The sequence below is a fragment of the Salinicoccus sp. Bachu38 genome, from assembly GCF_038561955.2.
Lineage (GTDB): Bacteria > Bacillota > Bacilli > Staphylococcales > Salinicoccaceae > Salinicoccus > Salinicoccus bachuensis.
On record NZ_CP138333.2, the window covers coordinates 500,376 to 514,067 of the forward strand.

Here is a 13,692-nt window from a genome sequence, read left to right on the forward strand (position 1 = left end):
GATTCATCGCATTTTTTCATTTATTTCTTATAGTTCTTGATTGTGATCGGGTGGGCATCCGGATTGTCGGATTCGCCCATCTCGTCCCGTCTGAGTTCATTCAGTACAGTGAGCTTGTACGGCGTGACGCCGGTATGGAACGCACTGCGTGAAAGCATGTGGGCAGATACCGGGGCAGTGATGAAGATGAACAGGATGGCCAGGAAAAGCTTGCTGTCCATGTATCCGTCCATATACCAGAAGTAGAGGAAGGTGCCGATCATCATCATCATCACCCCGAGGGTGGAGCTCTTCGAAGCTGCATGCATCCGGGAATAGACATCAGGCAGCCTGATGACCCCGATGGCACTGACAGCTGTAAAGAAGGCTCCGGCAAGGATGAAGAAGGCGATGATGCTACTCGCTATGATCTCTATCATTTTCAAAAATCACGCCTTTCTCCAGATATTTGGCAAATGCGATGGTGGCGATATAGGCCAGTATGCCGATGAGCAGGATGACCACAAGCAGATAGGTCGTGTGCAGCGTCATGGCAATCAGAGCAATCATCGCCATCAGCATGACACCGAAGGCATCAAGGGCCATGACCTTGTCGTGGAGCGAAGGACCTTTTACCATACGGTACACCATGCCGACCATCGAGAATGCCAGAATGATGATGCTCAATATAATGACGATATCAAGGAAAGTATTCATGGTTTCTTCACCTCTTTGATCGCCTGTTCAAAACTGTCCTTGATCGAGGCGATCTCCGTTTCCGAATCTTCAACGTCGAGTCCATGGACATACAGCGTGGAGTGGTCATCGGATATGGCCACCACGACGGTCCCCGGAGTCAATGTAATCAGGGCGGACAGCAGACTGACAGCCCATTCGTCTTCAAGGTCGCATGGGTATGCAAAAAATCCGGGACGTATATCTATCTTTGGTCTCAGAACAATCCTTACGACATCGATGTTGGCCAATATCATCTGCCAGATGAAAATGAAGACGAGAATGATAATCGCTTTGACCCTTCTCAAGTAGAAGGACCCCGGGAGGAAATTCCTGAGCATATAGACAGCGAGCATTCCAAGCAGGTAGCCTGCGGTGAATGAAGCCACAGTGAAATTCGAGGACAGGAACATCCATAGGGCCGCAAGGCCCAGGTTGATCAATATTTGTAATGCCATCTATTCCACCTCCGGCAGATAATTAGAGTAAGAGGCAGGATCGTAGAAGGATTGTGCTGCCATCTCGAACAACGGATAGAGTGCATCTGCAGCCAGGCCGAAGGCGATGGAAACGATCACCATCGCAAAGGAGGCGAAGATCAGCTTATCGCTTTTGACGGGCTTCAGCCTGCTGAAATCCATATCCTCGCCCCAGAATGCACTGATGAATATCCGGACGACCGAGTACAGTACGACCAGGCTCGAAACGAGTACGATGATGCCGGCGATGTAGTTGTCATTCGTGAACGTCGACTGGACGATGAACAGCTTGCCGTAGAAGCCCGGAAATGGCGGCACTCCTGCGAGCGACAGCGTGGCAATGAAGAACATCCAGCCGGTGACCGGATGGATCTTGATCAGGCCGCCAAGCCTTTCGGCATTCGTCTCTCCTGTACGGTAGATGAGAAAGCCGACAAGCATGAACAGTGCCGCTTTGATGATCATGTCATGGATCAGATAGTAGAATGCACCGAGCATTCCGGCTTCATCCATCATTGATACACCGACCAGGATGATGCCGACGGCGATCAGTATGTTATAGATGATGATGCGTTTCATGTCCGCATAGCTGAGTGCACCGATGGATCCCATGATGATGGTGGCCAAAGCCAGCAGAAGCAGCATCTGATGTGTGAATTCGACGTTATCTATGAAGAACAGGCTGTACGTCCTCGCAATGGCATAGATGCCGACTTTGGTAAGCAGTGCGCCGAACAGTACGAGTGCAGGCATCGGCGGTGCATAATAGGAACCCGGCAGCCAGAAGTAGAGGGGGAATACCCCTGCCTTCGTCGCAAATACGAACAGGAAGACGACAGCGACGAGTGTCATGATGCTGTAGTTCCCCTCAAATCCTTCAAGCTTGGCATGGATATCCGCCATATTGAGTGAACCTGTCACCGAATAGAGATAGGCAAGGCCAAGAACGAAGAAGTTCGAGGAGATCATGTTGACGAGTATATATTTGAACCCTTCCTGGAGCTGGATCTTCGTGCCGCCCAAAGTGATCAGCACATAGGAAGCAAGCAGGAAGACTTCGAAGAATACAAACATGTTGAATATATCCCCGGTGGAGAACGCGCCGTTCACACCTGAAATCATGAACATTACCATGACATAGTAGTAGAACTTCTCACGTTCGATGCCGATGGACTGGAATGAATAGATTACAGTAAACAGTGTGATGATTGCGGTTGTAAGAAGCAGGAGTGCCGCCGCCATGTCTATGACGACACTGATGCCGAAAGGCGGTGCCCAGTTTCCAAGGAATGTCGCAATCGTGCCATTTTGATAGACAAGGACGACCAGCCAAACGGCAGAGATGATGATGAGCAGACTGCTTATTGTCGCAATCACCCTATGTGCCAATGGCCGTCGCCCTATAAATAACATGATGATTCCTGCGAAAAACGGAATCATTATTGGCAATAGAGGCAATATGTTAGTCGTCATGTGGAACTCCTTTCATCTGTTCAACGTCGTCTGTACCGAGTTCCCTGTAGCTTCTCAGGGCAAGTACCAGTATATAGGCAGTCAGTGCAAACGCAATGACGATTGCGGTCAGGATGAGCGCCTGGGGCAACGGGTCAGAGTAGTTGGATACTTCTTCATCGAGTACGGGAATGTTCCCGCGCTTCAGCTGTCCCATGGTAAGGAGCATCAGGTGGACCCCATGACTGAGCAGTGCGGTACCGATGATGATCCTTATCACACTTTTCGACAGCATCATGTAGACGGCTGATCCGATGAGGATACCGCTCAATATGATTGTTATCAGTTCCATTATTCATCCGCCTCCCCTACAAGTACGATGATGAGCAGGGCGGTGGCAGCGACGGTCAGGAAGACGCCGATGTCAAAGAGGACGGCGGAGTGGAGTGCCACTTCCCCGAACACTGGAATCTCCACATATGTGTGCTGATGTGTAAAGAACGGTGTGCCGAACAGGAATGACAGGGTCGGTATGCCTGCTGCAAACAGCAGGCCGATTGTGATGACCAGCCGGAAATCGATCGGCACCATATTCTCGAGCGTCTTCCTGTCATAAGCGATCACCAGGAGTATCAGTGCCGCTGCGGCAAGCAGGCCGCCGACAAATCCGCCTCCAGGCGTATAGTGCCCTGCAAAGAACAGGTTGAAGGAGAACATGATGATGATGAAGAAGACCAATTTCGCAGTGAATTGCAGGAACACGTCGTTCATCTGTTTCTGAACTTTATTATATCCGGCTTTCTTCAGCGTGTTCTTCACTATTCTCATCCTTTCTGTTCAATCTGAGTTTCATCAGGCTGTATATGCCAATCCCTGCGATACCGAATACGAGTGTTTCGAAGAGTGTATCGAAACCACGGAAGTCGACAAGTATGACGTTGACCATATTGCCGCCCGCTGCAAGCTCATATACATTCTCGATATGGAACTCGCTGATGCGGTCGAACAGACGGTTCGAGTAGGCTGTAAGCCCGATGATGATGACGATGAGTGCCACCCCGAGAGAAACGAGGAAGTTCGTCAGTTTAAATCGCATACGCTCCTGGTGCCTGCTCTTCTTCGGAAGATGATAGAAACATACCAGGAAGAGTGCTGTCGTCACCGTTTCGATGGCGAGTTGGGTCAATGCCAGGTCAGCTGCCCTGAAGAATACAAAGAACAGGGACATGGAAAAGCCGATGGCACCGAGCATGATGATGGAAACCATGCGTGATTTCGTGGCCAGAATGACCCCGATGGAAACCAGTATGATGAGTACGACGGCCATTTCGTGTATACGGACCGGCGCCATATCATCGAAGCTGATGCGTATGCCTGTATTCAACAGCGTAAGGATGCCCATCACGATGAAGAACAGGAATATATATACCAGATATGAGCGGATGAAGCCGCTCATATACCCGTCTGTGATTTTCCGTGAACCAAAGCGGCTGTAGATCAATCCCTGATCATACAGGTAGTTCAGGGTGAAGCGTTCCTTATGGTAGTCATAGATGAACATCCATTTGTCCCTGAAGTAGAATAGGAGTACTCCCGTAATCACTATGAAAATCGTTGCCCATAGCGCCGGGTTGGCGAACCCATGCCACATGTACAGATGGGTGCCGAGCGGTGTGTCGGACGCCATGATGCTCATTGCAGCCGGGTCGATGATCGTCCCTGACAGTATGTTAGGGAAGAAGCCGAATACAAGGACCAGTACAGTCAGTATCGCCGGGGAGATGAGCATCAGTACAGGCGCTTCGTGCGGCTCTTTCGGCGTATCATATGTCCGTTTGCCGAAGAAGATGCCGTAGACGATCAGTATGGAATAGACGAACGTGAATATGCTTCCCAGAATTGCGAGCAGCGGGAAGATGAGCGAAACATCCGCCAGTGCCCCGAAGTTTGCTTCACGGACATCAATCATGGCTTCCAGGAACAGCTCCTTCGACAGGAAACCGTTGAATGGCGGCAGTCCCGCCATGGACAGCGCAGTGATCAGTGTCAGAGTGAAGGAGATCGGCATGACCGTCAGAAGACCGCCGAGCTTCTTCAGGCTTCTTGTTCCTGCTTCATGATCCACGATGCCCGTGACCATGAAGAGTGCGCCCTTGAAGGTTGCATGGTTGATCAGATGGAATACGGCCGCAACGACGGCAATCGAGAAATATTCCTCGTTTGCGCCGGTCACCACACTCAATGCCCCAAGGCCGAGCAGTGACATGATCAGCCCGAGCTGGGATACCGTCGAGAAGGCGAGGACCGCCTTCAGGTCATCCTTGCGTATTGCATTGAAGGATGCCCAGGTCATTGTGATCAGCCCGCCGAGCAGTATGATCCACACCCACAGTTCCGAGAAGGCGAACAGGGGTGTCAGTCTTGCCACAAGATAGATGCCCGCCTTGACCATGGTTGCCGAGTGCAGATAGGCGCTTACCGGCGTAGGCGCTTCCATCGCATCCGGCAGCCAGATGTAGAACGGGAACTGTGCGGATTTGGTGAAGGCACCAAAGAGAATGAGTACGACAGCCAGGGGCGCCAGCGGACTTTCCTGGATGGCTGAAACCTGGCTGATCATTTCCCTGATGCTGAAGGTGCCCGTCATTATATAGAGCAGTATGAATCCGCCGAGCATCAGGAATCCGCCACCCATGGTGATCAGCATGGATTTCTGTGCACCATACAATGACCGTTCCTTCATGAACCAGAAGGCGATGAGCAGGAAGCTGGAAATGGACGTCAGCTCCCAGAAAAGATAGAGCATGAGGACGTTATCGTTCAGTACCACACCAAGCATGGCGCTCATGAACATGAGAAGATAGACATAGAAACTTCCAAGGTCTTCCTTGTGTGACAGGTAACCAATGGAGTAAAGGACGACAAGTGCTCCGATACCGGAAATAAGTATGGCAAATAAAAGCCCAAGACCATCTATGTACACATCGAAATTCATGCCGATTCTAGGCATTATCGCCAATGATTCATAAATCAACTGGTTATTGCTCACCCTGGGCACGAGCGTGAGCAGGTAGATTACAATAATGAGTGGGACCGGCAGAACAAACCAGCCCAGATGAAGGCGTTTATAATACCTGTAGATGACGCCGATTGCTATGGCGGCGATCAGAGGTAGTAAAATCGCTAAATGTATCAGTGCCAAAGTGTATCCTCCTTTATTTGCACAATATATATAGCAATTATACAGTAACCAATAGGGTAAATAAACGTATAGGGTTTGAAAAAAGTGAAAATATCTGTATAGTATAAATAGGAAAAAAGCAGTTTTATGTCACATATTTTTCACATTTTACGCACTGAATCTGCAATAAATGAAATCAGGAGGCATAACATGACTTACCCACAGTTAACTAAAGAAGTAGGTAGCAACGAAGTACAGGCCGTAATCCATACGAACCATGGAGATGTGAAGGTGAAACTGTTGAAGGACATCGCACCAAAGACGGTCGAGAACTTCACGACACATGCAAAGAACGGCTACTATGATGGTCAGATCTTCCACCGCATCATCAAGGATTTCATGGTCCAGGGAGGCGATCCGACCGGTACAGGCATGGGCGGCGAAAGCATCTATGGCGGAAGCTTCGAGGATGAGTTCTCCACGGAGGCATTCAATCTGTATGGTGCCCTGTCCATGGCGAATGCAGGGCCCGGCACAAATGGCAGCCAGTTCTTCATCGTCCAGGCCAAAGAAGTCCCTTCCCAGATGCTCAGCCAGCTGGAAGGCGCAGGTTATCCTGCTGAAATCATAGAGGCGTACGAAAAGCAGGGCGGCACACCTTGGCTCGACCAGCGCCACACCGTATTCGGCCATGTCATCGATGGTATGGATGTCGTCGAGAAGATTGCCGACGTCAAAACCGGTGCACAGGACCGTCCGGTTGAGGATGTCAAGATCGAGACGATCGAAGTCGTGGAATAGCTGTAAGAAGAAGAGGGCACCCCGGGTGCCCTCTTTCTATATGAAGAAATGCTCACAAAATAGTCATTAATAAAGGATTCATGCATATATGGTGTTTGTTATACTGTATGGAGTAAAGGGGAGTGATTAATTATGATGCCGTTTCTATATTTCCCTGAGGATAAGACGGAGTACATCCCTGCGTTCCTCATGCTCGCCCTGTGCATACTGCTTGCCTATCTCGCCTATCGGTTCGTAAAGAGGCATTCAGAAAAGCAGGAAGAGAAGATGAAGCGTTTCGAGCAGCAGGTGATGGAAAGAATTGAACAGGAACAGCACCATGAATCCGGAAGGTAATATCGAACTCTATCGGTTGCTCAAGGAATGGGACCCGCTCGGACTGGAAGCGGAGGACTTCGACTATGATGCCGAGATCTATGACAGCATGGAAGTCCTGCACAGAACCGGGGACGCTGAACAGGCGGGCCGGGAAATACAGCAGATTTTCCTTCACTCGTTCGAAATGGAGATACCGCTTGAAAAAATCCGTCCGGTAGCCGAAAAGGGACTTGAAATCGTGGAATTATATAAAGCACCATGACCGCAGGGGGAGCCAAGGCTTTCCATGCGGTTTTTTTCTTCGATCCTGCCTATGATTAGATAATCACTTCCTATTATGATAAAATAATCAATGCGTATGAACTACTGAAAGTTAGTGGGGTAATCCAAGTGGCAAAAAAATATCGGACAGGCCAGTTTGTGAAGGTCAAAGTAACTGGTATCCAGCCGTATGGTGCTTTTGTCAAAACCCCTGATAATCAAGAAGGACTCATTCATATTTCAGAAGTGATGAACGATTATGTCCACGACGTCAATCAATTTTTATCCAAAGGGCAGATTGTAAAAGCGAAAGTGCTCAGCGTGGACAAGAATGGAAAACTGAATCTCACCTTGAAGGATAACGAATACTTCAAAAATGAGGAGAGAAAACGGGACAGGCGTTCAGTCCTGGATCAGATCAGAGATACGGAAAAATATGGATTCGAGTCCCTTAGACAAAAGATGCCGGAATGGATAGAGACGGCGAAACGACGCATGAAAGAAAAATAGCTGGCCAGACTACGGAAGCACAGCCAGAAATAAGTAGATCTGCAGGAGAGGACTCCTGCAGATTTTTTGTTTCCAAAAATCCTCGCCAGTATACTGTATACAGCTTTCATTTGAGCAAACTGAAAACGTTGCCACCAATGGCATTTATATACTCATGAGCGTATAGTTATCCGTTGGTTTGAATACGTTTGCAGACCGCATGAAAGCGCTTCTGACGCCTTTATCAAAAAGCTTGAAAAAGTCTGATAAAAAGTCCATTATTATGTATAGAGATTTAATATTTTAAGGAGGTTTACTGAATGATACCGTACAAACATGAACCATTTACGGATTTTTCGAAAGAGGAAAACCGTAAGAAGCTGGAAGAAGGTCTGAATACAGTAAAAGGGTATCTTGGTCAGGATTATCCACTGATCATCGGTGGAGAGCATGTCATGACGGATGACAAGAAGGAATCCTACAACCCTGCAAATAAACAGGAAACAATCGGCAACCTGTCCCAGGCGAATCAGGAGCACGCCCAAAAGGCAATGGATGTGGCACTCGAGACATTCGAGTCATGGAGGAAGTATCCTTTCGAATTCCGTTCTGATGTACTGTTCAAAGCAGCAGCGATCATCCGCAAGCGCAAATTCGAATTCACTGCCCTGCTTGTGAAAGAAGGCGGCAAGCCATGGAAAGAGGCGGATGCGGATACAGCAGAAGCAATAGATTTCCTCGAGTACTACGGACGCAATCACCTCAAGCTCAGAGATGGTGAACATGTGGAATCCCGTGCGGGCGAATACAACCAGTTCCACTACATCCCACTCGGTGTAGGTCTCGTCATCTCCCCCTGGAACTTTGCATTCGCAATCATGGCAGGTACAACAGCCGCTTCCATGGTCACGGGCAATACGGTATTACTCAAGCCATCTTCACGCACATCCGTCATTGCGTACAAATTTGTTGAAGTGCTTGAAGAAGCGGGAATGCCGAAAGGCGTCGTAAACTTCATTCCAGGTTCTTCCCGTGATATCGGCGACTACCTTGTCGAACACAAGGATACACGCTTCATCTCATTCACAGGCTCCCGTGATGTCGGCACGAAAATCTTTGAAAAGGCTGCGGTGGTCCAGGAAGGCCAGACACATCTGAAGCGCGTCATCGCGGAAATGGGCGGCAAGGATACAATCGTCGTCGATTCCGATGCGGATCTTGAACTTGCAGCAGAGGCGATCGTCTACTCTGCATTCGGCTTCAGCGGCCAGAAATGTTCAGCCTGTTCCCGTGTCATCGCACTTGAGGACATCCATGACGAACTGCTTGAAAAAGTCGTTGAAAAAACGAAAGATCTCAAAGTCGGCAATCCGGAATCCAACGTTGATGTCGGACCGGTCATTGATGATTCTTCATTGGAAAAAATCAAAAAGTATATTGAAATTGGAAAAGAAGAAGGTAAACTTGAAGTAGGTGGAAATACCGAGAATGAAACGGGCCACTTCGTGTACCCTACCGTATTCTCGGGACTGAAGCATGATGATGTAGTGATGCAGGAGGAAATCTTCGGACCTGTCGTCGGCTTTGCAACAGCGAAGGACTTCGATCAGGCCATCGAGTATGCGAATGCCACAGACTACGGTCTGACAGGTGCTGTCATTACACAGAACCGTCACCATATCGAACAGGCACGCCGCGACTTCCATGTCGGCAACCTGTACTTCAACCGTGGCTGTACAGCAGCAATCGTCGGCTATCAGCCATTCGGCGGATTCAAGATGTCCGGTACAGACTCCAAAGCGGGTGGACCGGATTACCTGGCACTCCACATGCAAGGTAAAACAAGCTCCGAGCAGCTTTAATCTCCACCCCAAACAAAAAGCACAAATAAAACAGCGGGAATCCACCCGCTGTTTTTTAGAAAGGAATGTAAAATGACAAAATCACAAGAAATTATCAAGCAGACAGAACAGTATGGCGCGCCAAACTACAATCCTTTACCGATTGTTATCTCGGAGGCAGAGGGTGTATGGGTCAAGGACCCGGAAGGCAACAAATACATGGATATGCTCAGTGCATATTCTGCAGTCAACCAGGGGCACAGGCACCCGAAGGTCATTCAGGCACTCAAGGATCAGGCGGATAAGCTCACCCTGACATCCCGTGCCTTCCACTCGGACAGGCTGGGTCCATGGTACGAAAAGGTGTGCAAGCTTTCCGGCAAGGAAATGGCACTGCCGATGAACACAGGAGCAGAAGCTGTGGAGACGGCGATAAAAGCAGCACGCCGCTGGGCTTACGATGTGAAGGGCGTAGAGGACGACAAGGCTGAAATCATCGCCATGAACCAGAACTTCCATGGCCGTACACTGGCTGCCGTATCCCTCTCATCAGAAGCGGAATACCGCCGTGGCTATGGTCCACTGCTCGACGGCATCAGACTCGTCGACTTTGGTGATATAGACCAGATCAAGGAAGCCGTTTCTGAAAATACTGCAGCGATACTGCTCGAACCGATACAGGGGGAAGCGGGCATCAATATTCCACCTGAAGGATTCCTTAAGGAAGTGAGGGAATTGTGTGACGAACACAACATCCTCTTCATTGCCGATGAAATCCAGGCTGGGCTTGGGCGTTCCGGTAAAATGTTCGCAACAGACTGGGACGATGTGAAACCGGATATGTACATTCTGGGCAAGGCGCTCGGGGGCGGAGTATTCCCGATTTCCTGCATACTTGCGGACACGGAGGTCCTGAGCGTGTTCAACCCGGGCTCCCACGGGTCCACATTCGGAGGGAACCCGCTTGCCTGTGCAGTTTCTGAAGCAGCGCTGGATGTACTCCTAGATGAAAACCTTGTGGAGCGTTCAAATGAACTTGGAGAATACTTCAAATCCGAGCTCGAAAAGATCGATACGCCCCTGATCAAGGAGATCAGAGGCCGTGGCCTGTTCATTGGAGTCGATCTGACAGAGTCGGCCCGTCCATATTGCGAGGAGCTGAAAGAGCTTGGCATCCTTTGCAAGGAGACGCATGACACGGTCATCCGCTTTGCACCACCTCTTGTCATTTCGAAGGAAGATTTGGATTGGGCGCTTGAGAGAGTGAAGCAGGTACTGTCCAAATAACGCTTTCAAATAGTAATTAATATGTTACAATAACAGTGAAAACAGTTCCATAAAAGAGGCGGATATAAAATGTCAGAGAAATCAAATCTTATCACTTCCACACAAGCAATCATTCATGAAGCTTTGGACAAACTCGGGTTTGATGAGGGAATGTATGAACTGATCAAAGAGCCGATGCGTCTTTTAAAAGTACGCATTCCGGTGCGTATGGATGACGGTTCCGTTAAAGTGTTTACCGGCTATCGTGCGCAGCACAATGATGCTGTTGGGCCGACAAAGGGTGGTGTGCGTTTCCACCCTGATGTCAATGAAGAAGAAGTTGTCGCACTATCCATGTGGATGACTTTGAAATCAGGCATTGTAGACCTGCCGTATGGCGGTGGTAAAGGTGGTATCGTGTGTGATCCACGGGAAATGAGCATTGCTGAAGTCGAGCGTCTGAGCCGCGGCTATGTACGGGCAATCTCCCAGATCGTTGGACCGACAAAGGACATTCCGGCACCGGATGTCTTTACCAACTCCCAGATCATGGCATGGATGATGGATGAGTACAGCATGATTGATGAATTCAATTCCCCAGGCTTCATTACAGGGAAACCGCTCGTTCTTGGGGGGTCCCAGGGCCGGGATCGTGCCACAGCGATGGGTGTCATCCTTTGTCTTGAACAGGCACTCGAAAAGCGCGATAAGAAGATGGACGATATACGCGTAGTCATCCAGGGATTCGGGAACGCAGGAAGCTTCCTGGCCAAGATCCTGTCCGATAAAGGAGCGAAGATCGTCGGCATCTCAGATGCAAACGGCGCCCTCCATGATCCGGATGGACTCGATATCGATTATCTTCTTGACCGTCGTGATAGCTTTGGCATGGTGACCAACCTTTTCGATGATGTACTTGCAGGCGACGAACTCTTCGATATTGACTGCGATGTACTGATTCCGGCAGCGATCGCCAACCAGATCACCGAAAAGAATGCAGACAACATCAAGGCCGATATCATCTGTGAAGCCGCCAATGGTCCGACGACGAAAGAAGCGACCCGGATACTGACGGATAAAGGTGTACTCATCGTACCGGATGTTCTTGCATCCGCAGGCGGAGTCACTGTTTCCTACTTCGAATGGGTCCAGAACAACCAGGGCTACTACTGGGATGAAGAAGAAGTGAATGAAAAGCTTGAGATCAAGCTTAAAAAAGCATTCAATGAAATCTATGACCTCCATGAGAAGCGACATATCGATATGCGTCTTGCGGCTTATATCATCGGCATCAAACGTACCGCAGAAGCTGCGCGCTACAGAGGCTGGGCGTAGCATAAATTGGGCAAGGACCGGACAGAGCATCTGTCCGGTCCTTTTTGTATGCTTATCCACTATCCTATTGATTTATTAGATTTAATGTATTATTATAAATGTTTAAATATATTGAAAATTTATAATAATCATAGCATCATTGGAATCCCTTTATACTATCTGATGGTTGGCAATCGAACATCATATTAGTATAAATATACATAAAAGATTCAGTTCAATGGACAGCAATGATGCCTGAAAAGGAGAGGGAAGCATGACAGAAAAATCTAATCTTATCACATCCACGCAAAGCATCATCCATCAGGCACTGGATAATCTCGGATATGACGAAGGGATGTACGACCTCATCAAGGAACCGCTCAGAGTATTGAAAGTCCGCATACCTGTAGAAATGGATGATGGTTCCATCGAAGTGTTCACAGGATACCGTGCCCAACATAATGATGCTGCAGGACCGACAAAGGGTGGCATCAGATTCCACCCTGACGTCACAGAAGATGAAGTGGTCGCATTGTCCATGTGGATGACTTTGAAAGCCGGAATTGTGGACATCCCCTACGGAGGCGGCAAGGGCGGCGTCGTCTGTGATCCTAGAGTGATGAGTACGAGGGAGCTCGAAGGAGTGGCCCGGGGCTATGTACGGGCTGTCTCCCAGATTGTAGGGCCGACAAAGGACATCCCTGCACCTGACGTCTATACGAATGCCCAGGTGATGGCGTGGATGATGGATGAATACAGCGTCAAGAATTCGGACGATCCATTCGAGTTCATTACAGGAAAGCCGCTTGCTGTAGGCGGGTCGAAAGGCCGTGAAACAGCTACCGCAATGGGAGCGGTCATATGTGTGGAGCAGGCGATGGAAAAAAGGGGCATACCGATCGAAGAGGCACGCATCGTCGTGCAGGGATTCGGGAATGCAGGCAGCTACATATCCAAGATGCTCTATGACAAAGGTGCAAAGATCGTCGGCATCTCGAGATCTTCCCGTGCCCTGTACAATCCGGAAGGGATTGATATAGATTACGTAATCAATAATCGTGAAAAAGTCGATCTTGCAGATCATATGTCAGTCAGCGTCCTCACAAATGAGGAACTGCTTGAGGTCGATTGTGACGTCCTCATCCCGGCAGCGATCGCCAACCAGATTACCGGACTGAATGCCGAACGCGTCAAGGCGGATACCATCTGTGAAGCAGCCAACGGACCGACGACGGAAGAGGCGACACGTATCCTTACTGAAAAGGGCACACTCATCATCCCCGACGTTCTCGCTTCCGCTGGTGGGGTGACAGTTTCCTACTTTGAATGGGTCCAGAACAAGCAGGGTTTCTATTGGGAAGAAGAGGAAATACAGGAACTGCTTGAGAAGAAAATGAAAAATGCATTCGATGCCATATACCGCCTGCATGAAGCACGTAATATGGATATGCGGCTTGCCGCCTACACTGTAGGCATCAAGCGGACTTCGGAAGCCGTCAGATTCAGAGGGTGGGCATAGTACTGGATCCGGCAGACTCCACTCGCCCACAGAACGAAGGCGGGAGGGTGCATGATC

Annotated in this window: 15 protein-coding genes; 8 read left to right on the forward strand and 7 right to left on the reverse strand. The window is 49.2% G+C overall.

The window, feature by feature from the left end; genetic code table 11:
• Positions 1–20: 20 nt before the first annotated feature.
• From mnhG to RQP18_RS02660, 7 genes are read right to left on the reverse strand one after another with little or no spacing between them, the layout of a single operon-like run.
• Positions 21–419, reverse strand: coding sequence for a monovalent cation/H(+) antiporter subunit G (mnhG, locus tag RQP18_RS02630; RefSeq protein ID WP_342388612.1), 399 nt, complete (start codon positions 417–419; stop codon positions 21–23).
• Positions 397–696, reverse strand: coding sequence for a Na(+)/H(+) antiporter subunit F1 (locus RQP18_RS02635; RefSeq protein WP_239414758.1), 300 nt, complete (start codon positions 694–696; stop codon positions 397–399). Before RQP18_RS02635 ends, mnhG begins: the two co-directional genes overlap by 23 nt.
• Positions 693–1,172: a Na+/H+ antiporter subunit E gene (locus RQP18_RS02640; RefSeq protein ID WP_342388613.1), complete on the reverse strand. Its 480-nt coding sequence runs from the start codon at positions 1,170–1,172 to the stop codon at positions 693–695. The genes RQP18_RS02635 and RQP18_RS02640 overlap by 4 nt, the downstream gene beginning before the upstream one ends.
• A complete protein-coding gene (locus tag RQP18_RS02645) occupies positions 1,173–2,666 on the reverse strand; it encodes a Na+/H+ antiporter subunit D (RefSeq protein WP_342388614.1) in 1,494 nt (497 codons plus the stop codon). It lies immediately after the preceding gene.
• Entirely contained in the window at positions 2,656–2,997 is a 342-nt protein-coding gene (locus RQP18_RS02650) for a Na(+)/H(+) antiporter subunit C (protein ID WP_342388615.1), read from the reverse strand. The genes RQP18_RS02645 and RQP18_RS02650 overlap by 11 nt, the downstream gene beginning before the upstream one ends.
• Positions 2,997–3,464, reverse strand: coding sequence for a Na(+)/H(+) antiporter subunit B (locus RQP18_RS02655; RefSeq protein ID WP_342388616.1), 468 nt, complete (start codon positions 3,462–3,464; stop codon positions 2,997–2,999). Before RQP18_RS02655 ends, RQP18_RS02650 begins: the two co-directional genes overlap by 1 nt.
• Positions 3,433–5,847, reverse strand: coding sequence for a Na+/H+ antiporter subunit A (locus tag RQP18_RS02660; RefSeq protein WP_342388617.1), 2,415 nt, complete (start codon positions 5,845–5,847; stop codon positions 3,433–3,435). Before RQP18_RS02660 ends, RQP18_RS02655 begins: the two co-directional genes overlap by 32 nt.
• Positions 5,848–6,036: 189 nt before the next feature.
• Here RQP18_RS02660 and RQP18_RS02665 point away from each other — a divergent pair, with 189 nt between their 5' ends.
• From RQP18_RS02665 to RQP18_RS02700, 8 genes are all read left to right on the forward strand, one after another.
• Entirely contained in the window at positions 6,037–6,627 is a 591-nt protein-coding gene (locus tag RQP18_RS02665) for a peptidylprolyl isomerase (RefSeq protein ID WP_342388618.1), read from the forward strand.
• Between the two features lie 132 nt (positions 6,628–6,759).
• Positions 6,760–6,963 (forward strand): hypothetical protein, encoded by a 204-nt coding sequence (locus tag RQP18_RS02670; protein WP_342388619.1) that lies wholly within the window; start codon positions 6,760–6,762, stop codon positions 6,961–6,963.
• Positions 6,947–7,207 (forward strand): DUF1871 family protein, encoded by a 261-nt coding sequence (locus RQP18_RS02675; protein WP_342388620.1) that lies wholly within the window; start codon positions 6,947–6,949, stop codon positions 7,205–7,207. The genes RQP18_RS02670 and RQP18_RS02675 overlap by 17 nt, the downstream gene beginning before the upstream one ends.
• Positions 7,208–7,335: 128 nt before the next feature.
• Positions 7,336–7,716 carry a S1 domain-containing post-transcriptional regulator Ygs gene (gene ygs, locus RQP18_RS02680; protein WP_031547377.1) on the forward strand — a complete coding sequence of 127 codons (381 nt, stop codon included), beginning with the start codon at positions 7,336–7,338 and terminating at the stop codon, positions 7,714–7,716.
• A 299-nt stretch (positions 7,717–8,015) separates the two neighbouring features.
• The gene (pruA, locus tag RQP18_RS02685) at positions 8,016–9,557 is read left to right on the forward strand and encodes an L-glutamate gamma-semialdehyde dehydrogenase (protein WP_342388621.1); all 1,542 of its coding nucleotides are present in this window, start codon (positions 8,016–8,018) and stop codon (positions 9,555–9,557) included.
• A 72-nt stretch (positions 9,558–9,629) separates the two neighbouring features.
• On the forward strand, positions 9,630–10,823 hold the full coding sequence (locus RQP18_RS02690; RefSeq protein ID WP_342388622.1) for an ornithine--oxo-acid transaminase: 1,194 nt from the start codon (positions 9,630–9,632) through the stop codon (positions 10,821–10,823).
• A 69-nt stretch (positions 10,824–10,892) separates the two neighbouring features.
• Positions 10,893–12,137: a Glu/Leu/Phe/Val family dehydrogenase gene (locus tag RQP18_RS02695; protein WP_342388623.1), complete on the forward strand. Its 1,245-nt coding sequence runs from the start codon at positions 10,893–10,895 to the stop codon at positions 12,135–12,137.
• A 253-nt stretch (positions 12,138–12,390) separates the two neighbouring features.
• Positions 12,391–13,635 carry a Glu/Leu/Phe/Val family dehydrogenase gene (locus tag RQP18_RS02700; protein WP_342388624.1) on the forward strand — a complete coding sequence of 415 codons (1,245 nt, stop codon included), beginning with the start codon at positions 12,391–12,393 and terminating at the stop codon, positions 13,633–13,635.
• The last annotated feature ends 57 nt before the right edge of the window (positions 13,636–13,692 follow it).